This window comes from Microbacterium sp. JC 701 (assembly GCF_021026215.1).
Classification (GTDB): Bacteria; Actinomycetota; Actinomycetes; order Actinomycetales; family Microbacteriaceae; genus Microbacterium; species Microbacterium algihabitans.
Window position 1 is genome coordinate 492,192 of the sequence record NZ_JAJNCV010000001.1, and the last position, 25,771, is coordinate 517,962.

22 protein-coding genes are annotated in these 25,771 nt (G+C 72.2%); 12 read left to right on the forward strand and 10 right to left on the reverse strand.

The window, feature by feature from the left end; translation table 11 throughout:
• Positions 1-21 precede the first annotated feature (21 nt).
• A complete protein-coding gene (locus LPW41_RS16980) occupies positions 22-1,386 on the forward strand; it encodes a PhzF family phenazine biosynthesis isomerase (RefSeq protein ID WP_308071662.1) in 1,365 nt (454 codons plus the stop codon).
• A gap of 440 nt (positions 1,387-1,826) precedes the next feature.
• Here LPW41_RS16980 and LPW41_RS02410 read toward each other — a convergent pair whose 3' ends face one another.
• From LPW41_RS02410 to LPW41_RS02420, 3 genes are read right to left on the reverse strand one after another with little or no spacing between them, the layout of a single operon-like run.
• On the reverse strand, positions 1,827-4,685 hold the full coding sequence (locus LPW41_RS02410; RefSeq protein WP_230704020.1) for a molybdopterin-dependent oxidoreductase: 2,859 nt from the start codon (positions 4,683-4,685) through the stop codon (positions 1,827-1,829).
• Complete coding sequence (locus tag LPW41_RS02415) at positions 4,682-5,515, reverse strand: FAD binding domain-containing protein (RefSeq protein ID WP_144830487.1); 834 nt, start codon at positions 5,513-5,515, stop codon at positions 4,682-4,684. Before LPW41_RS02415 ends, LPW41_RS02410 begins: the two co-directional genes overlap by 4 nt.
• Position 5,516: 1 nt before the next feature.
• Positions 5,517-6,131: a pyridoxal 5'-phosphate synthase gene (locus LPW41_RS02420; RefSeq protein WP_144830484.1), complete on the reverse strand. Its 615-nt coding sequence runs from the start codon at positions 6,129-6,131 to the stop codon at positions 5,517-5,519.
• A 113-nt stretch (positions 6,132-6,244) separates the two neighbouring features.
• On the opposite strand from LPW41_RS02420, the gene LPW41_RS02425 reads away from it, so the two are divergent.
• Positions 6,245-7,267 carry a methylenetetrahydrofolate reductase C-terminal domain-containing protein gene (locus tag LPW41_RS02425; protein ID WP_144830482.1) on the forward strand — a complete coding sequence of 341 codons (1,023 nt, stop codon included), beginning with the start codon at positions 6,245-6,247 and terminating at the stop codon, positions 7,265-7,267.
• A gap of 134 nt (positions 7,268-7,401) precedes the next feature.
• Here LPW41_RS02425 and LPW41_RS02430 read toward each other — a convergent pair whose 3' ends face one another.
• From LPW41_RS02430 to LPW41_RS02440, 3 genes are read right to left on the reverse strand one after another with little or no spacing between them, the layout of a single operon-like run.
• On the reverse strand, positions 7,402-9,312 hold the full coding sequence (locus tag LPW41_RS02430) for an FAD/NAD(P)-binding domain-containing protein (RefSeq protein WP_154096896.1): 1,911 nt from the start codon (positions 9,310-9,312) through the stop codon (positions 7,402-7,404).
• Entirely contained in the window at positions 9,309-10,661 is a 1,353-nt protein-coding gene (locus LPW41_RS02435; RefSeq protein ID WP_230704021.1) for an NtaA/DmoA family FMN-dependent monooxygenase, read from the reverse strand. Before LPW41_RS02435 ends, LPW41_RS02430 begins: the two co-directional genes overlap by 4 nt.
• A complete protein-coding gene (locus LPW41_RS02440) occupies positions 10,658-11,848 on the reverse strand; it encodes an LLM class flavin-dependent oxidoreductase (RefSeq protein WP_230704022.1) in 1,191 nt (396 codons plus the stop codon). The genes LPW41_RS02435 and LPW41_RS02440 overlap by 4 nt, the downstream gene beginning before the upstream one ends.
• A gap of 315 nt (positions 11,849-12,163) precedes the next feature.
• Between LPW41_RS02440 and LPW41_RS02445 the strand changes: the two genes are divergently transcribed.
• The 6 genes from LPW41_RS02445 to LPW41_RS02470 are packed head-to-tail and all read left to right on the forward strand — an operon-like array spanning position 12,164 to position 19,980.
• A complete protein-coding gene (locus tag LPW41_RS02445) occupies positions 12,164-13,576 on the forward strand; it encodes an FAD-binding oxidoreductase (RefSeq protein WP_144830470.1) in 1,413 nt (470 codons plus the stop codon).
• 33 nt (positions 13,577-13,609) lie between these two features.
• Positions 13,610-15,265, forward strand: coding sequence for an ABC transporter substrate-binding protein (locus LPW41_RS02450; protein WP_154096893.1), 1,656 nt, complete (start codon positions 13,610-13,612; stop codon positions 15,263-15,265).
• Positions 15,266-15,294: 29 nt separating this feature from the next.
• A complete protein-coding gene (locus LPW41_RS02455) occupies positions 15,295-16,308 on the forward strand; it encodes an ABC transporter permease (RefSeq protein ID WP_154096892.1) in 1,014 nt (337 codons plus the stop codon).
• Positions 16,305-17,153, forward strand: a complete 849-nt coding sequence (locus LPW41_RS02460; protein ID WP_230704023.1) for an ABC transporter permease — start codon at positions 16,305-16,307, stop codon at positions 17,151-17,153. The genes LPW41_RS02455 and LPW41_RS02460 overlap by 4 nt, the downstream gene beginning before the upstream one ends.
• The gene (locus tag LPW41_RS02465; protein ID WP_154096890.1) at positions 17,150-18,796 is read left to right on the forward strand and encodes an ABC transporter ATP-binding protein; all 1,647 of its coding nucleotides are present in this window, start codon (positions 17,150-17,152) and stop codon (positions 18,794-18,796) included. Before LPW41_RS02460 ends, LPW41_RS02465 begins: the two co-directional genes overlap by 4 nt.
• A complete protein-coding gene (locus LPW41_RS02470; RefSeq protein ID WP_230704024.1) occupies positions 18,793-19,980 on the forward strand; it encodes a PLP-dependent aminotransferase family protein in 1,188 nt (395 codons plus the stop codon). The genes LPW41_RS02465 and LPW41_RS02470 overlap by 4 nt, the downstream gene beginning before the upstream one ends.
• A gap of 35 nt (positions 19,981-20,015) precedes the next feature.
• On the opposite strand, the gene LPW41_RS02475 is transcribed toward LPW41_RS02470, so the two are convergent.
• Positions 20,016-21,029, reverse strand: a complete 1,014-nt coding sequence (locus LPW41_RS02475) for an LLM class flavin-dependent oxidoreductase (protein WP_230704025.1) — start codon at positions 21,027-21,029, stop codon at positions 20,016-20,018.
• A 112-nt stretch (positions 21,030-21,141) separates the two neighbouring features.
• On the opposite strand from LPW41_RS02475, the gene LPW41_RS02480 reads away from it, so the two are divergent.
• Positions 21,142-21,405, forward strand: coding sequence for a ribbon-helix-helix protein, CopG family (locus LPW41_RS02480; protein WP_144830450.1), 264 nt, complete (start codon positions 21,142-21,144; stop codon positions 21,403-21,405).
• Entirely contained in the window at positions 21,402-21,641 is a 240-nt protein-coding gene (locus tag LPW41_RS02485; RefSeq protein ID WP_230704026.1) for a toxin, read from the forward strand. The genes LPW41_RS02480 and LPW41_RS02485 overlap by 4 nt, the downstream gene beginning before the upstream one ends.
• A 9-nt stretch (positions 21,642-21,650) precedes the next feature.
• Here the strand turns inward: LPW41_RS02485 and LPW41_RS02490 are convergent, their stop codons facing one another.
• Positions 21,651-22,367 (reverse strand): GNAT family N-acetyltransferase, encoded by a 717-nt coding sequence (locus tag LPW41_RS02490; protein WP_144830445.1) that lies wholly within the window; start codon positions 22,365-22,367, stop codon positions 21,651-21,653.
• A 136-nt stretch (positions 22,368-22,503) separates the two neighbouring features.
• On the opposite strand from LPW41_RS02490, the gene LPW41_RS02495 reads away from it, so the two are divergent.
• Together LPW41_RS02495 and LPW41_RS02500 are read left to right on the forward strand one after the other, a co-directional pair.
• Complete coding sequence (locus LPW41_RS02495) at positions 22,504-23,007, forward strand: GNAT family N-acetyltransferase (protein WP_230704027.1); 504 nt, start codon at positions 22,504-22,506, stop codon at positions 23,005-23,007.
• Positions 23,004-24,098 carry an FAD-dependent oxidoreductase gene (locus LPW41_RS02500; protein WP_230704028.1) on the forward strand — a complete coding sequence of 365 codons (1,095 nt, stop codon included), beginning with the start codon at positions 23,004-23,006 and terminating at the stop codon, positions 24,096-24,098. The genes LPW41_RS02495 and LPW41_RS02500 overlap by 4 nt, the downstream gene beginning before the upstream one ends.
• 99 nt (positions 24,099-24,197) lie before the next feature.
• Here the strand turns inward: LPW41_RS02500 and LPW41_RS02505 are convergent, their stop codons facing one another.
• Both LPW41_RS02505 and LPW41_RS02510 read right to left on the reverse strand, forming a co-directional pair.
• Positions 24,198-24,701: a GNAT family N-acetyltransferase gene (locus LPW41_RS02505; RefSeq protein ID WP_144830436.1), complete on the reverse strand. Its 504-nt coding sequence runs from the start codon at positions 24,699-24,701 to the stop codon at positions 24,198-24,200.
• Between the two features lie 69 nt (positions 24,702-24,770).
• Positions 24,771-25,751, reverse strand: a complete 981-nt coding sequence (locus LPW41_RS02510; RefSeq protein ID WP_230704029.1) for an ABC transporter substrate-binding protein — start codon at positions 25,749-25,751, stop codon at positions 24,771-24,773.
• Between the last annotated feature and the right edge of the window lie 20 nt (positions 25,752-25,771).

Below are 25,771 nucleotides of genomic sequence, written 5' to 3' on the forward strand. Positions count from 1 at the left end.
CGGCAGAGGTGGCCCCGGGGCATGGTCTTCATCAAGCGCGACCGTCCCGCGCCCTCGGCGTGGTGGCTCGGCGTGCTCGGGGCCGTGCGCGGCATGCCTGCGGCCTACGGGCTCACGACCGAGCAGGCAGTCGCGATCGTCGGCCCGAGGTCGGTGTGGTGGACCTTGGCGTGGGTGTTGTGGTCGGTGGCGCTGACGGCCGGAGCGTTCTGGCGAGCGTGGCGGATGAAGGTGCATGAGCCTCATGTGCGTTTCACCGCGGGACGAGGTGCGTTGTGGCTGTGGGGGGCGATCGGCGCGCCGTGGGTGTACCCCTCTCTCGCGTGGGACCTCCTGCTCCACGACGTGTTCGGGGACAGCCCCCCGCGCTCTGCGGTCCCCATCGTGTCGGCGATCGCGATGCGCTGGTGGTCCGGCGCGTGCATCGCCCTCCCGGTCGCTGCCGTGTGGTCGGCGATCGTCGCGTTCAAGGAAGCGCGCAACGCCAAGGCAGCTCCGCAGCACTCGGCCCCCGGCGAGAATGGACGCATGACCTCCGCTCCCGAGATCCTCGAACTGCTCGCCTTCGCCGCCGAGCCGGGTGGAGGCAATCCGGCGGGCGTCGTCCTGGATGCCGTGGACCTCGACGCCGCGCAGATGCAGCGCATCGCCACCGACCTCGGCCACCCCGAGACCGCTTTCGTCGGTGAGCGCGACGGTCGCCGGGTCGCCGTGCGCTACTTCTCGCCCGGAGCAGAGGTGCCCTTCTGCGGACACGCCACGATCGCGACCGCCGTCGCGCTCGCCGAGGCCGAAGGCGTCGGGCAGTTCACGTTCGACACCGCGGCGGGCATCGTCGAGGTGTCGACCGCCCGCGACGCCGAGGGCCGCATCACCGGAGGTTTCACCAGCGTCGATCCCTCCACGACCGACCTCGACGCGGACGTCGCCGTCCGCCTCCTCGGCATCCTGGGCCTGCGCTCCGACGACCTCGATGAGCGGATGCCGCTCGCCCAGGCCTTCGCCGGCAACCTGCACCCGGTGGTCGCGATCGCCTCCCGCGGGACGTTCGATTCGTTCGCGTTCGACCCCGCTGCGTTGCGGATGCTCATGGACGAGCGCGGATGGAAAGGCACCGTCATCACGGTCCACGTGGAGGGCGACCTCGTCGACGGCCTCGTCGCCGAGGCGCGCAACCTCTTCCCGGTCGGCGACATCACCGAGGATCCCGCGACGGGTTCCGCCGCTGCCTCGCTCGGTGCGTACCTCCGCGACCGCCTGGGTCTCGACGCACCGTTCGCCTTCACCGTGCGGCAGGGCCGGCACATCGGGCGGCCGAGCGTGCTCGAGGTCGAGGTCCCGGCATCCGGGGGCATTCTCGTGCGGGGAACCGCGACGCCCCTCTGAGCTCCCGGTTCGGGGCGGATTTTTGCGTTCGGGGCGTGATTCGTCCGCCCCGAACGACGAAACGCGCCCCAAACCGTGCCGGCGCGCCCGGGGCCGAAGCCAGTGATGTCCTCAGCCCGTGGCCTACGCGCCGACCTCAGCTTCACCGGTTTTGGGGCAGGTTCTTGCGTTTGGGGCGTGAATTGTTCGCCCCGAATGACGAAACGCGCCCCAAATCCCCCGCCGACGCGCCTGGGCTGAAGCCAGTCGCCTCCGCAGCCCGGGACCTACGCGCCGCCCCGACGTTCACCGGTTTGGGGCGGATCCTCTCGTTTGGGGCGTGAATTGTCCGCCCCGAACGACGAAACGCGCCCCAAACCCCCGCTGGCGGGCCCCGCCGACACCGGAGCCGGAGCAAGACCCCAAACCCCGCTGGCGGGCCCGCCGGCCGCGGGCCCCACTCACTCCCCGCCCGCGAGCCTCCACACGCGGTCGCGCGAGAACGGCAGTTCGTATCCGCGGCGGCCGAGCGCGCGCGAGACGGCGTTGCCGATCGCGGCCCCGACGGGGTTGTACGGCGACTCGCTCATCGACTTCGCGCCGAACGGGCCGAGGGTGTCGTCGGTTTCGGCGAAGTACACCTCGGTGTCGGGCACGTCGGCGAACTGCGGCACGCGGTACGTGCGGAACACGGGGTTCTGCACGACGCCGTCTTCGAGCAGCACCTCTTCGTACAGCGCACCGCCGAGGGCCTGCGCGGCGCCGCCCTCGATCTGGCCGCGGCACTGCGCGGGGTTGATCACGACGCCGGCATCGGCGGACTGGATCGACTGCAGCACCTTCACCGTCCCCGTCTCGGGGTCGACGGCCACGCGTACGGCGTGCACGTTGAAGGCGAGCGAGCGGAAGTCGCCGAACTCGGCCCCGTCGGCGGTCAGGTCGTCTTCGCCCCCTGCGGCGACGATCCGCGCCCACGTCACGGTCTCGCCTGCGAATGAGATTCCGGATGCCGTGACCTCGGCGCCCGCGGCATCCGCCCCCGACAGCTCGGCGGCGATGGCGATCATCCGGCGCTTCAGCGATAGGCAGGCGCCGTACAGCGCCTTTCCGGCGACGACGGTTCCCGCGGAGGCGAACGCGCCGGTGTCGTGGCGGACCGCGTCGGTGTCGGCGGCCCACAGGTGCAGGCGCTCGAGGGGTGCCTCGAGCACGGTGGCCGCGATCTGGCGGTGAACGGTCGAGGTGCCGTTGCCGAACTCGGCCGTGCCGACCCGCAGCACGTAGGTGCCGTCGGCACGCAGGGTCGCGGTGGTGTGGGCGATGTGTCCGCGCGGCGCCATGGTGGCGATCATCGCGGCCGACATCCCTTCGCCGACGAGCCAGCCGTCGGGGGCGTCGACGCCGTTGCCGCGTCGCAGCGCGTCTTGCGCGAGGTCGAGGCACTGGTCGAGGCCGTAGCTGCCCCAAATCAGGTCTTCTTCGTACTTCTCGTCGGCGTCGGGGTGCAGCGGGTCGCCCTCGCGCACGGCGTTGATGCGCCGCAGGTCGAAGGGGTCGATGTCGAGCTCCTGCGCGAGGGCGTCCATGGCCGATTCGACGGCGAACACCACCTGTCCGAGCCCGTATCCGCGGAACGCGCCCGAGGGCGGGTTGTTCGTGTAGACCGCCTCGGCGTCGATCCACTTCGTCGGCACGCGGTACAGCGTCGTCGACTCGGCGCACGAGTGGAACAGCACGCCGATCGCGTGGTTGCCGTACGCCCCGGTGTCGCTCAGCACGTCGAGCTTCATCGCGGTGAGGGTGCCGTCGGCATCCGCCCCCAGGGTCGTGCGCACGCGCATCGGATGCCGCAGCGAGGCCCGCACGAACTGATCGGTGCGCGAGTACTCGTACGCGACCGGGCGTCCGAGGCGCAGCACCGCGAGCGCGGTGAGGTCTTCGGTGAAGAGCTCCTGCTTGCCGCCGAATCCGCCGCCCACGCGCGTCGCATAGACGCGCACGCGATCGCGCTCGAGGTCGAACACGTGCGCGAGCTCGTTGCGCACGAGGAAGGGCACCTGCGTCGACGAGCGGATCACGAGGCGACCGTCGTCGTCCATCCAGCCGACGGCGCCGTGCGTCTCGAGCGCCGCGTGGGTCACGCGCGACGAGCGCCATTCGCCCGTCACGGTGGTGTGGCTCGCGGCGAGGGCCGCGTCGATGTCGCCGCCGTGACCGGTGTGGAAGCCCGCGACGACGTTGCGGCCGGCATCCATCACGCGCTCGTCGGGTGTGCGGTCGGGGTGCAGCAGCGGGGCTCCGGGCCGGCGTGCCTCTTCGGGGTCGAACACCGCGGGCAGCACCTCGTACTCGACCTCGACGGCACGGCATCCGGCATCGGCTGCTTCGGCCGTCTCGGCGACGACCGCGACGATCCGCTGGCCGACGTGACGCACGACGTCGTCGAGCATGCGCGTGTCGTCGGGGTCGTCGGTGCGGTGTTCATGGCGGCCGGTCGAGTAGCGCACGGCGGGGACGTCGTCGTGGGTGAAGACGGCCACGACGCCCGGGATCGCCCGCGCGGCCGCGGTGTCGATCGAGACGACCCGGGCGTGGGCGTGCGGCGAGGTCACGACGCGCAGCACGAGCGGTGGACCGCCGGGCACGGGCTCGTCGAAGGTGAAGGGTTCGCGACCTTGGACGATGCGGCGGGCAGCCTCGGGGATGGCGGAGGTGCCGACGCGTCCGGTGGGGGAGGCCGGCGTGCACACCTCCTGCAGATCGGCAGGTGCAGGGGTCGAGGGAGCCGTGAGGGGCGGATCTGCAGGAGTCGTGTCGTGCCCCGCGCACGTCCCACCGCAGCCGGCGGGCGCCGCGGCCGGCGCTGCCGACCCGGTCTCGCGCACCGGACCCAGCACCGACGAGCGGATCGCCTCGCGGATCGGGCGGTACCCGGTGCACCGGCAGAGGTTGCCCTTCATGCGCCGGTCGAGGTCGCCGAGGTCGTCGGGGGTCAGGGTCGAGGCCGTCACGCTCATGCCGGGCGTGCAGAACCCGCACTGGAATCCGAAGCCGCTCGCCAGGGCCTCCTGCACGGGGTGGAGCTCGTCGCCGGGGGCCAGGCCGGCCGCAGTGGTGATCGCACGCCCCTCGAGTCGCATCGCGGGAACGATGCACGAGTGCGTCGGCGTGCCGTCGAGCAGCACGGAGCACGCGCCGCAGTCGCCCGCATCGCACCCCTTCTTCACCTCGACATGGCCGGCCTCGCGCAGCAGCGTGCGCGCGCTCTGACCGGGGCGGGGATCGACCTCGACGGGGGAGCCGTTGACCTCGAACCTCACGCGGCACCTTCCTGCAGCTCACGCGCGAAGCGCGCGCGCAGTCGTTCGGCGAGCACGACGCTCACTCCCCGACGCCAGTCGGCACTGCCGAGCGGATCGGTGTAGAAGTCGGGGGCGGATGCCACGGCATCCCGCAGTTCGCCCGCTCCGGGCACGCGCGAGAAGCGCAGCACGCGGGGGCGGCGCACCGCGGCGGTCACCACGAACACCGCGGAGCCGTCGGGGTCGACGCGGGCGGTGACGACGGCGCCGGAGCGACCGAGCTCGGCCAGCGCGATCTTCTGCAGGCCCACCCGCGACGACAGCGACCGCGCGGGGACGTCGAGGGCGCGCACGACCTCACCCGGCGCGAGCGCGTTCGCGGCGTTGTCGACCACCAGGTCGGCCACGGCCGCGCGGCGCTCGCCGCCGTCGGGCGTCCAGATGAGGGCCGTGGCATCCAGCGTCGCGAGCAAGGCGATCATCGCGCCGGCGGCGAAGGCCTGGCAGACGTTGCCGCCGACGGTGGCGGTGTTCCAGATCTTGAACGACGCGAGCAGCGCATCGGCGGCGGGGCGGGCGAGCTCGAGCGAGGTCCAGGCCGCGGGCGCCTCGCGCTCTGCCCACGCGAGCAGACGCGCGATGGTGCAGGTCGCCCCGATGCGCAGGCCGTCGTCGGTGATCTCGAGGTCGGGCCAGCCGAGGGTGGTGAGGTCGACGAAGCCGGTGGTGTCGGGCTGCGGCTCGCTCATCAGCCAGGTGCCCCCGGCCATGACGACCTCGCCGGGACGCAGCGCGAGGTCGGCGCGCGAGCGCGCGGCGCGGAATGAGGTGACGGTGGTGATGTCCACGTCAGCCCGCCAGGATCTCGCCCGACCAGCGGCCGTCGACGAGCGTGTAGTGCTGGCGCGTGCTCTGACCGGCGGGGTCGCCGCGCCAGAAGGTGAGCGTTCGCGGGCGCAGGCGGAACCCGACCCAGCGGGCGGGCGGGTCGAGCTGCGGGTGCGCGTCGTCGAACTCCGCCCACAGGCGATGACGTTCGTCGACGGGCAGGTGCGCGTTCTCGCGGGTGTTCGTCCAGGCCAACAGCTGCAGGTACCGCGACCGCTCGGAGTACACCTTCGCGGCATCCGCCGCCGAGACCTGCTCGACGGTGCCGCGCACCACGAGCTGCCGACCGATCTCGGGCCAGGCGATCGACATCGCCGCGACCGGGTTCTGGGCGAGTTCGGCGGCCTTGGCGCTCTGGGCGTCGGTGTGGAAGGTGAGGCCCTCGGTGTCGCACTCGCTCGCCAGCACGTGCCGCAGCGAGGGAAGCCCGTCGAGGCCCACGGTGGCCAGGGCGGCGAGCGGTCGCAGCTCGCTGTCGTGCGGCGGCAGCCACCGCACGAGCAGGGCGAGCGGGTCGTCGGTGAGTGCGTCGACGTCGTCGACGTCGGAACCGAACGTGGTGCCGGCCGTGATCATGGCGACCTCCCGGGGGATGGGGCAGCGGGTATCGCCGAGCGTAGGCACCGCGCATTTCGCCAATGTTGCCGTCACGAACATTCGCGGAAACACGCGGTCCCTACACTCCCGCCATGACCTCGCTGCCGCTGATCGACGCCTGCCCGAAGCGCATGGAGTACGGCCCCTGCGGGGGCGTCGGATTCGACGGCTCGTGCGAGATCGACGCCGCGCATCGGTGCGCGTTCCTGCACCGGCCGACCGTGCCGTGGACGGGGGTCGATCGCACGGTCGCCGTGATGCCCGGGTCGCGCTCGGCGGCGGCGGCAGCGACCCTGGCGGCGCTCGGGACGCGCCCGTGGGTGGTCGCCGATCTGCCCGCGCGGGCGCTGAGCGTGGCATCCATCGACTCGTGCGCCGCGATCCTCGCCGGAGAAGTGGATGCCGTGCTCGCCGGCGACGCGGGAAGCGCGCGCGTGCAGTTCCCACCCGCCTACCGCGCACACCTTCTGCAGTCACGGGGTCTGCGCGTGTGGACCGGCCTCAATATGCGCGACCGCAACCGCGTCGCGATCGAGGGCGAACTCGCCGCGCTCGCCGTGGAGGGGGTCGCCGGAGTGCACTGCGTGACCGGCGACCACACCCGCACCGGAGATCGACCGGATGCCGCGCCGGTGTTCGACCTGGACTCCACCGAGGCCGCCGCGCTCGCCCGCGCCGCGGGGCACGTCGTGTCGGTGGCAGCGTCGCCGGCCGCACCCCCGATCGAGCGGCGTGCGGCACGGCTGCGCGAGAAGCAGCGCGCGGGGGCCGACGTGTGCTTCGTCAACCATGCCGGCGGAGCCGCGCCGGTGCGCCGCTTCATCGAGGCGGCGGGCGACGGCATCCGCTACATCCCCTGCGTGCCGGTGGTCGTCGATGCCGCGTCGGCCGACCTGCTCGAGTCGTTCACGACGCTCGTGCTGCCCGACGGCTTCCTCTCGCGCGTGCGGTCGGCCCGCGACCCGCGCGCCGAGGGGATCGCCCTCGCGGTCGCGCTCGCCGAGGAGATGCTGGCCCTGCCCGGCGTCGTGGGGGTGAATCTGTCGGGCGGGCGCGAGGGCGCCGAGGAGTCGTTCGCCGAAGCGTTGGCCGAGATCGCGCGGCGCCTGCGCTGAGGCGGTGCGGCCGTTTCATCCCCGTTGAGCGTCCGAAACACGCCGCGGCCGCCGTGGAGGCGCGGCGTTTCTTGGACGCTCAAACAGGATGGGGCGCGGGGCGGAGGCGCCGGGGCGGGAGCGCGAGCGCGGGGTCAGCGCGACGCCACGCGCACCCGCGCTGTCGACCGGGCCGAGGCGACCGCGCTCGCCGCCGCCGTCACGGCCTCGGCCACCCGGTCGGTGTGGCGCAGCGAGAGGGCGTTGGACTGCGGCCGGGTGAAGGCACCCGCCTCCGGTCCCGCGGTGAAAGGACCCAGGGCGAACATCGTCGCGTGGGCCGCCCCGTCGCGACCGATCACGCGTCCGTCGGGGTCGACCTCGATGCGGCCGAGCGAGCCGGTGTAGGCGTCGTCCGCGACGTGCACTTCGCGCCCGTGTCGCGTCGCGAGCTCTCGCAGCGCCGGGTTGTCGCTGGCGGCGGCGCCGGCCGCGGGCAGCCAGGCGTCGACGAGCGCATCGGCGACCACCTCACCGGGCGCGCGAGAGGTCGTCGCGACGAAACCGCGCTGCTCGTCGAGGCGCACCGACAGGTCGGGCCCGAGGAAGCGCACCACCCCGGCATCTGCCAGGGCGAGCAGCTCTTCGAGACGGTGGGCGGGTGGCCCCGAGGCGACGTAGCTGAAGAACGCGTGCCACGTGATCGGCAGGTCGACGGCGCGCGAGCGCGCACTCCACCGTTCGGGCGGGATGTCGGCCAGAGCGAGGAACGCCCCGAGGATCGTCAGGAACAGCGCCTGGCTCGCGCTGTGATCCTGCGAGGTGCGCAGGAGTAGGTCGTCGGCCACGTGTCGGCGCACGCGGTCGTGCACGGCGTCTGCGTCGACGAAGGTCTCGTCGCCGAGCGGCCGGTCGAGGCGGGGCACGTCGAAGCGGTCGAGGGGGTCGTGGACGACCTCGCGCACGGCGCGGCGCAGGGCGTCGGTGTCACCGTCGACCTGACGCAGCGTCTCGCGGAAGGCCTCCCACGTCGTGGTGACCCGCTCGGGGTGGCCGGTGAACAGTTCGCGGTAGTGCCCCCACACGAGCTCGCGCGCGATGAGCGGCCACACGTCGTCAGTGAAGTCGACCGTGCCGGGGCGGTCGAGCAGGGCGGTGACCGCCGCGGGGGTGAGCACCTCGCGCGCGGGCGCGTCGCCCTGCAGCTGCGAGGCGACCTTCGAGCGGTACGGCACCCCGCGCCGCGAGCCCAGGTGCAGCCGCGGCTCCGCACCCGAGGGGGTGTAGATCAGGTGCCCGGCCGACGTGCGGGAGAAGCGACCCCCGCGCCCCTGGGTCAGGAGCACCACGGCATCCACCGCCGCCAATCCCATGCCGCGCACGATCACGTCGGCGCCCGGTGCGAGACGCGAGAGGTCGGCGTCGGCGGTGAAGGAGGGCTCGAGATAGGTGAAGCCCGCCGCCGCGGCCGTCGCGATCACGTCGAGGGTGGTGTTCTCGGGCGCACGGCCGGTGTGACCGAGCGCGTAGACGACGAGGTCGGCGGGCAGCCGCGTGCCGTCCGAGAGGGCGACCTCCCACCCCTCGGCGGTGTCGTCGACCCACTCGGCGCTGCCCTGGTGCCACTGCACCTCGACGCCGGGCGGCGCGATCGCGACCGTGCGCCGCCAGAACCAGTCGAGGTAGGCGCTCTGCAGGCGCCGCGTGGGAAAACCGTCGCCGCGCAGCTCGCGCACCTCGTCGGCCAGGGCGGGGTCGTCGATCGAGACGTCGGGCAGGCGCCCGTCGCGCACGCGCTCGGCCCACTCGATGAGCGACGGCCCCGATCGCACCGGACCGGCGATCAGGCAGCTGTCGTCGGTGAACACCGTCACATCGCGCGCCATCGAGTTCAGCTTGAGCAGGGCCGACTGCTCGTGACGCCAGATGCGCCCGCCACCCGGGGGGAACGGGTCGATCAACGTGATGCGCAGCGGCGGGTGCGCGTCGCGGGTGCGCCGCGCGAGCAGGCGCTCCACGAGCATCACCGCCCGCGGGCCCGCCCCCACGATCACGACGTCGGTCATCGCGCGGCTGCCTCCTGCGCGACCGGAGGCAGGCCCAGCAGGTCGTGCAGCGTCGCGCCCTCGTCGTACGAGCGCCGGTACGAGCCGCGCTCCTGCAGCAGCGGCACGACTCTGTCGGCGAATTCGTCGAGGCCGTGCGGGGTCACGTGTCCGACCACGGTGAACCCGTCGGTGGCGCGTTCCTGCACGTAGCGGTCGATTTCGGATGCCACGTGCTCCGGCGTCCCGACGAAGGTGTGCTTCGCGGTCAGGCGGATGACGAGCTCCCGGATCGACAGCTTCTCTGCGGCGGCCTGCGCGCGCAGCTGGTCGACGCGGGCGCGGATCGCGGCGTGGCGTCCGGCGAAGCCCTGCGCGGTCTCGACTCCGGTGTCGGGCTCGACGTCGGGGAGAGGCCCGTCGGCGTCGTAGCCGCTGAAGTCCCGGTTCCAGATCTGTTCGAGGTAGGTGATCGCCGTCTGCGGCCGCACCTGGGCGAGGGCGATCTCGCGCGAGCGCTCGCGGGCCTCGGCCGCCGTGTCGCCGAGCACGAAGGTCGCGGCGGGCAAGATCTTCAGCGAGTCCTCGTCGCGGCCGTGCGCGGCCAGGCGGCCCTTGACGTCGCGGTAGAACCGCTGGGCGTCGGCGAACTCGGTGTGCAGCGAGAAGATCACGTCGGCGTGCTGCGTGGCGAAGTCGCGGCCGTCGGGGGAGTCTCCCGCCTGCACGATGACCGGTCGTCCCTGCGGCGACCGCGGCACGTCGAACACCGCGTCGACGTCGAACAGGCGGGATTCGTGGCGTACCCGCGCGATGGCGTCGTCGCGCAGGAACGCGCCCGTCTCGGCATCCGCCACGATGGCGTCGTCGCGCCACGACGACCAGAGGGCCTTCGACAGGGCCGCGAACTCCGCGGCCCGCACGTACCGGTCGGCGTGGTCGAGATGGCCGCCGCGGCGGAAGTTCGCGCCGTGGAACGCGTCGGAGCTCGTCACGGCGTTCCACCCCGCGCGTCCGTTCGACAGCAGGTCGAGCGTGCCGAGCTGGCGCGCGAGCTCGTACGGCTCGTTGAAGGTGGTGTTGAGCGTGCCGACGAGGCCGATGTGCTCGGTGACCGCGGCCAGCGCCGTGAGGATCGCGAGGGTGTTCGGGCGTCCGGCGACGTCGAGGTCGTGCAGCTGTCCGCGGTGCTCGCGCAGGCGCAGCCCCTCGGCGAGGAAGAGGTAGTCGAAGAACCCGCGCTCGGCGGTGCGGGCGAAGTGCTCGAACGACGAGAAGTCGATCTGGCTGCCCGCGGCCGGGTCGGTCCACACGGTGGTGTTGTTCACGCCCGGGAAGTGCGCGGCGAGGTGGATCCGGCGACGGCTCATGCGCCGACCTCCTGTCGGGCGTAACGGCTGGTGGGGCGGGGGAGTCCGAGCCGCTCGCGCAGCGTGGGCTCTCCGGCATCGGGGGCCAGGATGCCGGCATCCGCCGCCCGCGGTGCGACGAGGCGTGCGATGCGGTCGAGGTCGGCGGGCAGGCGCGCGGGGCGCAGGCGCACGCCGTCGACCCCTGCCTCGACGAGGGCGCGGATCTCGGCGACGACGTCGTCAGCGGTGCCGACCACGACGCGGGCGTCGGTCGTCAGCGGGGCGCGCTCCTGCAGGCGGTCCCACACCGCCTGAGCCTCGGCGCGCGTTTCCTCGACGAGCACGAGCAGGTCGGCGAAGACGCGCAGGGGCTCTTCACGCTCGGGGGCGGTGAGTTCGTCGAGGATGCCGGCCACCGCCGCGGCATCCGTCGGCGTGATGAACACCAGGTCGGCATGCTCCGCGGCGAAACGGAAGGGAACGCTCTGGTGCGCCAGCGCGGTGATGAGGGGCTGCCCCTGCGGCGACCGCGGCACGATCGAGGCGCCCGTGATCGAGAAGAACTCGCCCGCGATCTCGACGTTGTGCACGCGCTCGCGGTCGAGGAACCTGCCCGACTCGAGGTCGCGCACGATCGCGTCGTCTTCCCACGAGTCGGCCAGCCGGCGGATGGCCTCGGTCACCTCTCCCGCCTCGCGGAAGGCGGCGAGCAGCGCGGGGTCGTCTTCGACGCGACCGGATGCCGGGAGCCCGGTCGGTCCGTCGGCGCGGCGCCCGAAGTTCGCGCGCTCCTGCGCGGTGGAGCCGGCGACGATGCGCACGCCCCCGCGTCCCCGGCTGACGTGGTCGAGGGTCTGCAACCCCGTGGCCAGGTGGAACGGCTCGGGGTGGGTCGTCGTGACCGTCGGCACGAGACCGAGACGCCGCGTGTGCGGGGCCAGGAACGACGCCAGCAGCACCGCATCAAGGCGCCCGCGGACGCGGTCGCGGCGGGTCTCGGCATCCGCTTCACTCGATCGTCCGCCCAGGCTCAGCGCGTCTTCGATCGTCGCGAACACGATGCCGGCGTCGTCGGCGGTGCGCGCGAGGTCACGCCAGTAGGCGGCGGAGGTGAGCTCGGTGGGTCGGGCCGTGGGCTCACGCCACGCGGCCGGGTGCCAGCCGGCGCCGTCCAGCGCGACGGCGAGGGGGATGCGGTGCGGCATCGGAGCTCCTTGGATCGGGGAGACGGTGGTCGAGGTCCCCACTGTCGCCCGGCGGCGCGGCGGGGCTCAAGGCCGGCCGTAACGCAACGCCTTGAAACGACGCGAGCGCCCGAGCGGGGGCGGACCGTAGCGCGGCGGCTCGTCGTGCGCACCTCGGCGCGGTCTTCGTGACGCCGTGCGACGCACCGTGACCGGCGATGACGGGCCGCTACGGTGCGTGTCCTCCGGGATGAGCCGGGCGGCTCGTCGTCCTACCTTCGGCGTCGTCCCCGTCTTCCCGGATGCCGCCGCATCCCGACCCGAGGAGGTCCGCTCATGAGTGCCACCCCCGTCATCGCCCCGACCACGGGCCTCGACGCCTTGCTCGACGATGTGCGAGCCGACGCGTCGCACATCGAGGTGCTCCGCCCCTCGGTCGAGACCGCCGCGTTCGCGTTCGACGCTGGCACCGCTCCGCGTCGGGCCTCCGCCGGTGACGGGCCGGCGGTCGCGTTTCCGGCGAGCCCCGCCGAGGTGCAGCAGCTCGTGCGGCTGGCCGCGCGCCACGGCGTGAGCATCGTGCCCCGCGGCGCCGGAACGGGCCTGTCGGGCGGCGCCACGGCATCCGCCGATCAGCTCGTCATCTCGACCGCCCGCCTCGATCGCATCGTCGAGGTGTCGCCCGCCGACGAGGTCGCCGTGGTCGAACCGGGCGTGCTCAACGCCGCGCTCAACGAACGCCTGGAGCCCCTCGGCCTGTTCTACGCCCCCGATCCCGCGAGTTGGCGCATCTCGACCATCGGCGGCAACATCGCCACGAACGCCGGTGGCCTGCGCTGCGCGAAGTACGGCGTGACGCGCGAGTCGGTGCTCGCCCTCGACGTCGTGCTGGCCGACGGCAGCCTCGTCTCGGTCGGCCACCGTTCGATCAAGGGCGTCACCGGCCTCGACCTGGTCTCGCTGTTCGTCGGATCGGAGGGTGTGCTGGGCATCGTCGTGGGGGCCACGGTGCGCATCCGTCCCCTGCCCGTCGCCCGTCGCACCGTCACCGCGTTCTTCTCCTCGACCGGGGCCGGGGCTGCGGCCATCGGGGCGATCACCGCGTCGCGGGTGCGCCCGAGTGTCATCGAGTTCCTCGACCAGCCCACGCTCGAGGGCATCGACGCCGCCCAGGGATCGGGCCTGCGCGATCGCGGAACTGCCCTGCTGCTCATCGAGCTCGACGGCTTCGGCATCGACGAGCAGACCGCCGAACTGACGGCGGCGCTGACGGCGGCGGGCGCGACCGTGCGGGTCGAGAACGACGCGGACGCCGAGACCCTGTGGGAACTGCGCCGCTCGGGCCGCCGCTTCGACGACGACCACTGGTTCGCCGGGGGAGACGTCGCGGTGCCGAAGTCGCGCATCGCGGAGATCTTCGCGGGATTCCCGGCGATCGCGGATCGGCACGGAGTGTCGGTGAGCGCGGTCGCGCACGCGGGCGACGGAAATCTGCACCCGGTCATCACCCTCCGCGTCCCGCCGGGGGCCGACCCCTCGCTGCCGCCCGCCGCCGTGCACGACGCCGCTGACGACGTGGTGCGCGCGGCCCTCGCCGTCGGCGGAACCGTCAGCGGCGAGCACGGCATCGGCACGGTCAAACGCGATCTCGCCGCGGAGGAGCTCGCCGTCCGCGTGCGCGAGGCGCAGCTCGCCCTCAAGAACGCTCTCGATCCCGCCGGCCTGTTCAACCCCGGCAAAGCCCTGTAACCCGAATCTCCACCGCACACACGAGGACACCCCATGACCACGCAGCCCCGCCCGTTCCGGCGCCTCATCGGCGTCGCCTCCGCCCTCACCGTCGGCGCCGTCCTGCTCAGCGGGTGCGGCGCGGGCTCGACCGACGCCCCCGCCGAGGGCTCCGCCCCGCGCACCGGCGGCGATCTGGTGTTCCTCATCGACTCGCTCGGCGCCACCTGGATCCCCAACAACAGCTCCATCTCGAGCTATCAGGGACAGATCTGGGGCAACCTCACCGACAAGCTCGTCTACGTCGACGCCGAGGGCAACCTCAGCCCGTGGATCGCGCAGAGCTGGGACGAGAACGCCGACAAGACGCAGTTCACGCTGCACCTGAAAGAGGGGGTCACGTTCTCGGACGGCACTCCGCTCGACGCCGCCGCGGTCGTGGCCAACATCGACCTGTGGGCGAAGGGGCGTCCCGACGAGGGCATCAACCGCATCGGCCTCTTCCCCTCGGCGAACTACGTGGGCGCCGAGGCGGTGGATGCCACGACGGTCACGGTGTCGTTCTCGGCACCGACGCTGAGCTTCATCCCCACGCTGGCGTACCACGGCTCGATCCTGCTGTCGCCGGCGAGCCTCGCCCTGCCCGCCGACCAGCAGGCCGACCTCACGAAGGACATCGGCAGCGGTCCCTTCGTCGTCGAGAAGGTCGCCGAGGGCGACAGCGTCGTGCTGAAGAAGCGTGACGACTACGACTGGGGCCCCGAAGCGGTCGGCCACGACGGTGCCGCGTACCTCGACACCATCACCTACAAGCAGGTCGCCGAACCGACGCTGCGCACCGCCTCGGTCGAGTCGGGTCAGGCCCAGGTCGCCTACAACGCCAGCCCCCAAGATCTCGAGGCGCTCAAGGGCGAGGGGCTCACCGTCGAAACGCCCCGCTACCTCGGCTTCGTCAACGGCTATGCGCTGAACACCTCGGTCGCGCCCTTCGACGACGTCAATGTGCGTCAGGCGGTGCAGCACGGCATCGACCGCGATCAGATCCTCTCGACCGTTTACACGCCCGACTGGCACGCGGCCGAGTCGTTCTTCCAGAGCACGGTGCCCGAGGCGACCGACCACGCCGACGCGTTCGCATACGACCCCGACGAGGCCGCACGGCTGCTCGACGAGGCGGGCTGGACGAAGGGTGCCGACGGGGTGCGCGAGAAGAACGGCCAGAAGCTGTCGTTCACGCTCTATCCCAACCCCTACCTGCAGGCCTCGCAATCGGTCGACGAGCTCGTCGACCAGCAGCTCACGAGCCTCGGCTTCGAGGTGAACCTCGAGAGCTACGACGTGCCCACCTACGGGCAGAAGGTCATCGGCAACGCGGCCGTGCCCGCCACCGAGATCACGCGCAGCTTCGTCGACGTCGGAACCGTCGCGGGTGTGCTGACCGCGCAGAAGAAGGGCGACGAGGACTGGTTCAAGGTCGGAACCTCGGATGCCACGCTGAACGACCTCGCGAATGCTCTCGCGACCGCCACCGACCGCGACGCGCGCGCGAAGGTCGCCGACGAGCTGCAGGGCTACGTGCTCGATCAGGGCTACTTCGTTCCCCTGACCCAGATCGTGCAGCGCGTGTACGTGCAGTCGCCGGAGCTGACCGGCGTCACCTACAACGGCCTCGCCTACGCGTACTACCTCGACGCCTCGCTGAACGACTGATCGCGATTCCACCCCGAGAGGAGGAGCGCATGCTGCGCACCTACGGCCCTTTCGCCCTGCGGCGCACCGGGCAGGCGATCATCGTCGTGCTCCTGGCCTACTTGTTCACGTTCGCGGTGATCAGCGTGCTGCCGGGCGACCCGATCACCACGACGCTGCGCAACCCCGACAACGGCTTCACCGAAGACGACATCGCCCGCATCGTCGCCTTCTACGGCCTCGACCAGCCGTGGTGGGTGCAGCTCGGCTCGTCGCTCGGGCGCTTCGTGGTCGGCGACCTCGGCGTCTCGCTGCGCTCGAACCTGCCCGTCGCCACACTCGTGCTCGATGCGCTCGGGTCGACCCTCGCGCTCGCCGCGGCGGCCCTCGCCGTGGCCGTGGTGCTGGCTGTGGCGATCGCGTACGGCACGCAGTTCGTCCCCGCGCGCTTCGGACAGGGCGTGCTGCGTTCGCTGCCGTCGCTGTTCCTCTCGGTGCCGAACTTCGTCATCGGTCTGCTGCTCATCCACGTCTTCGCGTTCGGGCTCGGGCTGTTCAGCATGATCGACACCGAGACGCCGTGGGGCACCTTCTTCGCGGCGGTGGCCCTCGGCATCCCGGTGTCGGCACAGCTGGCCGAGGTGCTCATCTCGTCGCTCGATCACGAGTCGCGGCAGGAGTACGTCGCCGTCGCCCGCTCGCGCGGTCTGCGCTCGGGTGCGCTGTTCCTGCGCCACCTCGCCAAGCCCTCTGCGCTGCCGAGTGTCACGGTGCTCGCCCTCATCGTGGGCGAGTTGCTCGGCGGCGCGCTCATCACCGAGGCGATCTTCGGACGCGTCGGCGTCGGCACGCTCGTGCAGTCGGCCGTGGCCGGTCAAGACCTCCCGGTGCTGCAGGCGGTCGTGTCCTTGGCCGCGGTGGTCTTCGTGGTGGTCAACCTGATCGCCGACCTCGCGTATCCGCTGCTCGACCCGCGCGTCTCGATCGCCTCGCGCGGTCGCACGCGAGCCACTCCTCCCGTGGGCCCGGCGTCCCCGCTGCGCGAGGAGGTGAGCGTCGTATGAGCGCCGCCCCCGCCCTCGCCCCGAGCGCGACGGTCGCCCGGGTGCGCGGCATCCGGTTCGCCCTGCCCCTCGACGTGATCGCCTCGTTCGTCGTCGTCGCGGTGGTGCTCGCGTGGTCGCTCGCACCGACGCTCTTCACGAGCCAGAACCCCGCGCAGGGCGTGCCCGCCGACAAGCTCCAGGCGCCGAGCGCCGCGCACCTGCTCGGCACCGACCACCTCGGCCGCGACCTGTTCGCGCGGATCGTCTTCGGCGCACAGCCCTCGGTGACCAGCGCGCTCGTCGCGGTCACGATCGGGGTGGTCGTGGGCGGGCTGATCGGGCTTCTCGCCGGCTTCCTCGGCTCGTGGACCGACGTCGTGCTCGCGCGTTTCGTCGACGTGCTCCTGGCGATCCCCGCATTCCTGCTCGCGGTGGTCATCGTCAGCTCGCTCGGTTTCCAGACCATCAACGCCGCGATCGCCACCGGCGTCTCGGCGGTGGCGGTCTTCGCCCGCGTCATGCGCGCCGAGGTGCTCCGGGTGCGCTCGTCGGTGTTCGTCGAGGCCGCGCGGCTGCAGGGCGGGTCGAGCCTGCACGTGCTGTTCCGCCACGTGCTGCCCAACGCGTCGCGTTCGCTCGTGCCGCTCGCGGTACTGCAGTTCGGACTGTCGATCCTCGTGATCGCGGGACTCGCCTTCCTCGGCTACGGCGATCCGCCCCCGGCATCCGACTGGGGACTGCTGATCTCGGCGGGCAAGAACTACCCGCGTGCGCCGTGGCTCGTCGTCTGGCCGGCGGTGGTCACGGTGGCGACGGTGCTCTCGATCAACCGAATCAGCCGCTTCCTCCGGAGGACGTCATGACCCTCTCGCTTCCCGTCCGTCCCGACCTGGTCACGCGGACCGCGCTCCTGCGCGTCGAGGATCTCTCGGTCGCCTACGGGCGCACCCCCGTGGTGCACGACGTGTCGTTCTCGATCCCGCGCGGCGGCAGCCTCGCCCTGATCGGCGAATCGGGTTCGGGCAAGTCGACGATCGCCCGCTCGGTGCTGCGCCTGCTGCCGCGGGCCACGGGCCGCGCGCACGGGCGCGTCGAGCTCGACGGCACCGACGTGCTGGGGCTCTCGGAGCGCGCCTTCCGCCCCCTGCGCGGACGACGAATCGGTTTCGTGCCGCAGGATCCGGCGCACGCCCTCAACCCCGTGCGCACGATCGGGTCGCAGGCGCACGAGGCGGCCGCCCTCGCCGGAGTCGCCGACGAGCGCGCGGCGATCCTCGAGGCGTTCGACCGCGTCGGCCTGCCCGACCCCCGCCGGGTCTACGACTCGTACCCGCACCAGCTGTCGGGCGGCATGCTGCAACGCGTGCTCATCGCGCTCGCGGTGCTGCCCGGGCCGCAGCTGCTCGTGGCCGACGAGCCCACCAGCGCGCTCGACGTGACGATCCAGAAGCGCATCCTCGACCTGCTCGGCGAGCTGCGCGACGACCTCGGCATCGGACTCCTCCTCATCACGCACGACCTGGCGATCGCCGCCGAACGCACAGACGAGATCGTCGTGCTCAAAGACGGCCGCATCCAAGAGGCCGGTGCCACGCGCGCGGTGTTCGCCGCCCCGGCATCCGCGTACACGAGGCAACTGCAGGCCGACGCCCCCGCGCTCAATCCCGACCGGTACCGGCGCGACCTCGACGACCGCGGGGTCGACGCGTGGACGACCGACACCGCTTCGACCCGCATCGAGGTGCGCGAGGTGTCGAAGAGCTTCGTCGTCGACGGTGCCGCGCGCCCGGCGGTGTCGGGGGTGTCGTTCCGCGTGCCGCCCGGAACCACGCACGCGCTCGTCGGAGAATCCGGCTCGGGCAAGACGACCACCGTGCGGTTGCTGCTCGGGCTCGACACCCCCGATGCCGGCGAGATCCGCGTCGACGGCGAGCCGGTCATCGGACGCACGCCGGCCCAGCTGCGCGGCATCCGTCGCCACCTGCAGCTCGTGTACCAGAACCCCTTCACCTCGCTCGATCCCACGTGGAGCGTCGGGCGCATCGTGCGCGAGCCGCTCGACCGCTATCGGGTCGGCACGCGTGCCGAGCGGGTGACCGCGGTCGCCGAGGCACTGGATGCCGTGGGCCTGTCGACCCATCTCGCCCGGCGTCGCCCCGATGCCCTGTCGGGCGGTCAGCGCCAGCGCGTCGCGATCGCCCGGGCCCTCGTGCTCGAGCCCGACGTCATCGTGCTCGACGAGCCGACCAGTGCCCTCGACGTGACCGTGCAGGCCGGGGTGTTCGACGTGTTGCGCCGCCTGCAGCGCGAGCGGGGGCTCACTTACCTGTTCGTCTCGCACGACCTCGCCCTCGTCCGCCAGATCGCCGACACCGTCTCGGTGCTGAAGGACGGCCGGGTCGTCGAGGCCGGCCGCGTGGCCGACGTGCTCTCGCACCCGCGCGAGGCGTATACCCGCGCCCTCATCGACGCCATCCCGTTCCGCGACCCCCGGAGTTCCCGATGACCCTTCTCTCCCCGTCCTCCCGTCCCGCGCTCGTGCAGGCCTTCACCGCGCCGAAGGGTTTCGGCGACCAGACGCTGCGCGATCGTCGCCCCGATGCGATCGAGCTTCTCGGCGGCATCCCGGATGCCACGGTGCTGCCCACCGCGGAGCTCGCCGAGGCGACGGCCCGCGTGCTCTCGCGCCCCGGTGCCGCGTCGCTGCAGTACTCCCGCACCGAGGGGATCCCGGCGCTGCGAGAGTGGATCGCCGCGCGCGAGGGCGTCGCGGTGGACCGCGTACTCATCACCAACGGCGGCTTCCACGGCTTGGCGCTCGCCGTGCAGACCGTGCTGGAGCGCGGCGACCTCGTCGCGGTCGACAACCCCGTGTTCCCGCTGTTCCTGCGAGGGCTCGAGCTGGTCGACGCGCGAGTCCTCCCCATCCGCGTCGGGTCTGCGGGACTCGACATCGACGAGCTCGAGCAGCGCCTGCGCGAGGGAGCCCGACCCGCCGCGGTGTACACCGTGCCCGAGTTCCACAACCCCTCGCAGTCTTCGCTGCCCACGGCGAAGCGTCGCGAGCTCGTCGCGCTCGCCGAGCGCTACGGCTTCACGGTCTTCGCCGACGACCCCTATCGCGAGCTGCGGTTCCACGGCGAGGCGGAGTCGGTCGCGCCGTTCCACGACTCCGACCACGTCATCCACGTGAACACCTTCACCAAGACCCTCGGGCCCGGCCTGCGGCTCGGGTGGGTCGTGCTGCCGGAGCGATTGATCCCGGATGCCGTCGCCCTCCGCAGCCGCCAGGACTCGCACTCGTCGACGTTCGTGCAGGGCGTGGTCGCCGAGTTGCTGACCATCGACGAGTCGCTGTTCGACCGCGTGCTCGGCCGGGCCCGTGACCTGTACCGCTCGCGCGCGCACACTCTGGCGGCTGAGCTCTCGGCATCCGGCTTCTTCGACGTCGCCGTGCCGGACGGTGGACTCTTCTTGTGGCCGCGCCTGACCGATGACCGCATCGACGGCGACCGGCTCGCCGCCGACGCGAGCGCCGAGGGCGTGGAGTACCAGCGCGGGTCGTTCTTCGCCTCGGGCCCGGGCACCGATGCCGACCGTCACCTGCGTCTCGCCTACGGCGACACATCGGAGGAGCTGCTGCGCGAAGCGGCGGCGCGGCTCGCACGGGCGGTGGCGCGGCAGCGCTGAGCGCGCGCGGCACCCGTCCACCCGGCGGTGGTCCCTCAGGGTGCGGTCGGTGCCCACCCCAGCAGCGGCCCGAGTCGCCCGGCGATGTCTTCGAGGATCTGCACGTAGTCGTCGGGCGCGAGGGCGAACGGCAGGGCGAAGGCCACCTCGTCGACCTCGGGGAACGCGCGCGACGACAGCAGTCGCTCGGCGATCTGCTCCGAGGTGCCGACGAGGTCTTCGGCGAACAGCATGCCGCGCGGGCCCTGGGGGACTCCGACGCGCCCACGCCGCGAGTCGGCATACGCCTCGTAGCGGCGACGCTGCTCGGGCGTGGCCGAGTCGGTGGGCACCACGACGAGCCCCTGCGAGACGCGGGCGGCTTCGCCGTCGCGATGCGCGTCGCGGTAGCGGCGGATCTGCGCGTACTGCTCGGCGTCGAAGTCGGTCGACTCGACCGCCTGGATCACGCTGCTGGTGAGCAGGTGGAAGCCGTTCTCGGCCGCCCACGTCGTCGAGCCGGGACTGCCCGCGCCGTACCAGAGCCGATCGGCCAAGCCCGCGGCGTGCGGCTCGACCCGCTCGGAGTACTCCTCGATCCCCTCGGTCCCCGCGAACGGACTGGCCTGCTCGCCGGCGAGGAAGCGGCGCAGCCGCACCAGACGCTCGTAGCCGAAGTCCTCGCGGTCGGCGGTGTCGGGGTACAGCGCTGGCGCGACTTCGTCGAGGCGCCGCGGCGGCCCGACCGAGAACCCGGGCTCGAGACGCCCGCCCGACAGCACGTCGACGGTCGCGAGGTCTTCGGCCAGGCGCAGCGGATTCTCCCACCCGAGCGGGATCACCGCCGTGCCCAGGCGGATGCGACTCGTGCGCTGTGTGGCGGCCGCGAGCACCGCGACGGGAGACGAGATGCCGTACTGCAGATGCCGGTCGCGCAGCCAGGCGCTGTCGAAGCCGAGGCTCTCGCCGCGTTCGATGATCGACAGCGTCGTCTCGTGTCCGGCGCGCGGATCATCTCGGTCGAAGAGGCCGATGGTGAGGAAGCCGAGGGAGCGCAGCGGGCGGGTCATCTGGTCACGCTAACCGGGCGCGCGGCCTGGAGCGCAGAAGTCGGTCATTCGCCGTCACGGGGTCGCTCAGGAGGGTATGGACCCCGCGGGAATTCCGTATTGCGTTTTTCCCATGGCAAGCGAGGAGTCGATCAACGGGGTCCCCGTCTCGGACGAACAGATCGGCGCCTGGGCAGATGAGGCTGAAGCGGGTTTCGACGTCGAAGCGCTTAAGCGCCGCGGGCGAGGTCGCCCGGGACGCGGCGCCGAACCGTCGCAGATCATCGCGCTGCGGCTGACCGCGGAAGAACTGGCCGCGCTCGACGCGCAAGCCGCGCGAGCGCACCAGTCTCGTTCCGAGCTGATCCGTGCTGCGATCGCCGCGTACGCTGCGTGACGATCCACGACTCAGCGCGCAAGCACGAACTTTCGCCTCAGGACATCATTCAGGCCGCCACGTGGCCGCTGTGGGTGGAGGATCTCGACGACGACTCGCCCGCCCGGCAGCTCCGTCTCGGTTTCGACCGGGAGGGCCGATTGATCGAAACCGTCGTGCTCACCTTCGACAGCGGGAACGAGCTCGTCATCCATGCGATGAAGGCACGACCGCAGATGCTCGACCTTCTTCCGTGACTCGCGCCGTCACGCGGGTGTCCGCACCGCCGCGAAGCGATTGCGACGCCGCAGCGCGAAGCCCAGCTTCTCGTACGCCGCGATGGCGTTGACGTTCGCCGCGGCGGCGTGCAGCAGAGCCCGGTCGCCGCGCTGCTGGATGTGGAAGGCCACGTCGAGCACGAGTCGTGAGGCGAGGCCCTGCCGACGGTGATCGGCGTCGACCGCGACCGCGCTGATCTCGGTCCAGCCGGTGGGGTGCAGGCGCTCACCGGCCATCGCCACCAGTCGTCCTTCCCGACGGATGCCGATGTACCGCCCCAGCTCGTAGGTGCGGGGCCGGAATGGGCCGGGCTGATTGCGCTCGACGATCGCGATCATCTCGGCCGCGTCGTCGGCACCGAGCTCGATCGCCTCGTCATCGGGGCGGGTCTGCAGGGCCGGCGTCTCGACGAGCTGCACGCCCTCGCCGCCGCCCACGTACTCCCAGCCCTCGGGGATCGCACCCTCGTAGCCCGACAGGCCCACGTCGGCACCCGGTCCGACGAGGTCGCGGAGGGCGTCCCACACCCCCGGTTCGTCCCACGTGCGCACGGCCACGAACGGCGCGACATCGGACGGATATCGGCGGACGAGGTCGCCGCCGATCGCGAACGAGGCGTGCGGGCCGGCGAGCGAGTGCCACGCCGCGTTGTCGAGCACGGTGGCGTCGGCGTGGGGGATGTCGAGTGTCGAGGGGGAGGTCACCGTGACACTCTGCGCCGACTCCGCCCGGGGTGCAACTCGGCTGTCGTCGGGCGCAATGCGGGGCCGACCGCGACCCGTGTTACCGGGCGTTTCCGGTGCAACCCTGCGCCGCGCGGCATCCGGAAATACTGGGGAGATGACCGCCGCGCAGACGACCTGGACCATCGAGAACGTCGACTGGAACGACGCCTCGGCGGTCGCGCTGCGTGAGGCGATGGATGCCGAGATCTCACCCCGATACGCGGAGATCTTCGCCGCCTTCGACGAGGCGACGGCCGACCGGCTTGCCCGGGACTTCGCCGTCGACCCCGCCACGATCGTGGAGGTCGTGCTCGTGCGCGCCGTCGACGGCGAGGCGGTCGGCCATGCCGCGCTGCGCGCCCTCGGCGCGGAACTCGAGGTCAAGCGCGTGTACGTCTCCCCTGGCGCGCGGGGGCGCGGGGCGAGCCGAGCGCTCATGGCGGAACTCGAGCGCCTCGCCGCGGCACGGGGCGCATCACGGCTCATCCTGCAGACGGGCGACCGCCAACCCGAGGCCATCGCGCTGTACGAGCGAATCGGCTACGCGCCCATCGAGGTCTTCGAGCCGTACATCCGGTTCGTCGGCTCGCGCTGCTTCGCCAAGGACCTCCGCCCGTGAGCGCGGAGCGGATCGACGTCGCCGTGGTCGGCGCCGGCGCGATGGGCGCGGCCACGGCGTGGCACCTGGCCCGGGCCGGTCGCGAGGTCAGCGTGTTCGAGCAGTTCGAACCCGGTCACGTTCGCGGCGCCTCGCACGGAGCCTCGCGCAACTTCAACGTCGCCTACGTCGAGCCCGAGTACCTCGCCTGGCTCCGCGACGCCGAGGTGTTGTGGCGCGAGCTCGAGGCCGAGGCGGGCCAGCCCCTGCTGACAACCACCGGTATCGTCACGCACGGGCCCGGCGTCGACCCCGTGGCGACGGCCGCCGCGATCTCGGCGGCCGGGCTCGCGGCCGAGGTGCTCGACGCGTCGGAGGCCTCGCATCGGTGGCCCGGCCTGCGCTTCGCGGGACCGGTGCTGCATAACGCCGGGGCGGGTCGGTTGCACGCCGACGAGTCGGTCGCCGCGTTCCTCGCGGGAGCCGCCCGTGCCGGGGCGCGCATCCACTGGAACACCGCCGTCACCGACATCGAGGTGCGCGGCGACGACGACGTGCGCTTCACCGTGACGGATGCCGAGGGCACTCGGCGCCTGCACGCGCGGCGTCTCGTGTGCACCGCCGGCGCGTGGACGGCGAAGACCCTCGCCGGAGTCCCGGGTGTTTCGCTCCCCGCCCTGCGGGTGACACAGGAGCAGCCGGCGCACTTCCGCGCCCGCGACGAGACGGCGCACTGGCCGGGCTTCAACCACCACCCGTCGGCGGACGATCCCGCGACGGCGTGGTTCGCGGCGCCCGTCTACGGAATGCTGACGCCCGGTCAGGGGGTGAAGGCCGGGTGGCACGCGGCGGGTCCGGTCATCGACCCCGACCACCGCAGCTTTGTGCCCGACCGCGACCTCACCGCGGCGCTCGCCCGGTACGCCGCGGAGTGGCTTCCCGGGGTGGATGCCGCGGACTTCACCGAGATCACGTGCACCTACACCTCGACGGTCGACGCCCGCTTCGTGCTCGAGCGCACGGGTCCGATCGTCGTCGGAGCGGGCTTCTCCGGCCACGGGTTCAAGTTCACGCCCGTCGTCGGCCGCACTCTCGCCGCCCTCGCGGGCTGACATCCGGCCTGCCGCCGGAGCGGGGTCGGGCGAACGCATCGGATGCGGATCCCTGGGCGCCTGACATCCGATTCCGTCGCCGGTCGAAAACCCCGCCCGTCAGAGGTCGTACCCGAACGCGCGCAGGTCGAGCCAGCGACCGGGTTCGACCTCGATCGGGTCCTCCCGCTCGGTCAGGCGGCGGAAGCCCATCTTGAGGTAGAGCGCGTGCGCGCCGAGCATCTCCGGGCCGCTGTTCATCACCACGCGGGTCGCGCCGCGATCGCGGGCGAGGCCGAGCACGTGTCGCGTGAGCAGCTCGCCCACGCCGCGGCCGCGCGCCGACGGTGCCACGGCGAGCTGGCGGAAGTCGAGCTCGCCCTCGCGGGCCAGGGGCGAGAGTCGCTCGCCGGGCCGCGGCGTCCACACCGTGCCGACGATTTCGTCGCCATCGAGGGCGACCCACACCTCGCCGTACTCCACGCGGCCGGCGACGTCGGCGAGCGAGGCGAGGTACGCCTCCGAGAGCCCGTCGTAGCTGACGCGATAGGCCTCGGCGGTGATCCGCCCGGCCTCCGCGTATTCCTGCGGGGCGACGAGGCGGACGGTGAGGGTCGTGGTCATGGCATCCATTCTTCTCCGGTGAACGCACGGCACGGCCCGGTCGAAGAAGACCGGGCCGTGCGCGGGCCCTCAGGACTTCGGGAGTCCCGGCGGGTTGATCTGCGAGGTCGAGATGCCCTCGAAATCGAGGTTCCAGGCCTTCAGCACCTCGGCGTACTTCCCGTTCGCGATGAGGTCGTTCAGCACGATCTGCACCGGCTCGACGAGGCCGTTGCCCTTCTTGGTGCCCGCGGCGATGTCGGCCTGCAGGGGGTAGCCGCCCGGAACCACGCCGACGACCTTCGTCTCACCCGTGTCGCGCGCCGCCCACGCGGCGGTCGCGTTCGGACCGAAGGTCGCGTCGACGCGGCCCGAGAGCAGGGCGAGGGTCGCCGCGGCGTTGTCGTCGTAGTACTGCAGGTCGGCCGGGGCCTTGCCGGCGGCGGAGAGCTCCTGGTTCCAGCTGAGCAGCACCTTCTCCTGGTTGGTGCCCGAGCCGACGACGATCTTCAGCCCCGAGATGTCGTCGGCGGTCTTGATCTTCGCGATCGAGCTGTCGGCGCGCACGGCGAAGCCCAGCAGGTCCTGCCGGTAGCTCGCGAAGTCGTAGAGCTCTTTGCGCTCCTCGGTCACCGTGACGTTGGCGGTGATGAGGTCGTACTTCCCCGATTGGATGCCGAGGGGCCAGTCCGCCCACGCCACCACGACCGGGTTGTACTCCAGGCCGAGACCTTCGGCGATGAGCGAACCGATGTTGGGTTCGGTGCCCGACGGCAGCGTCTCCCCCTCGGGCACATAGCTCAGGGGAGGGGTGAACGCGCCCACCGCGACGGTGAGCTTGCCCGGCTTGATGGGGGTGAAGCCACTCGCCTTCAGGGCCGCGACGGCGTCGGGCACGGCGTCGGTGTGCACCCATTCCGCGGGGGCATTCGTGGCGGATGCCGAGCGCTCGGGCGCCGCGACCGCCTCGGTCGGTCGGGTGAGGCCGATGGTGACGCCGACGCCGACGACGGCGACGAGGGCTGCGGCGATCACGCCGAGGGCGATCCCCTGCTTCTTGCTGAGTGCCATGCTGTATCTCCTTGTGAGGG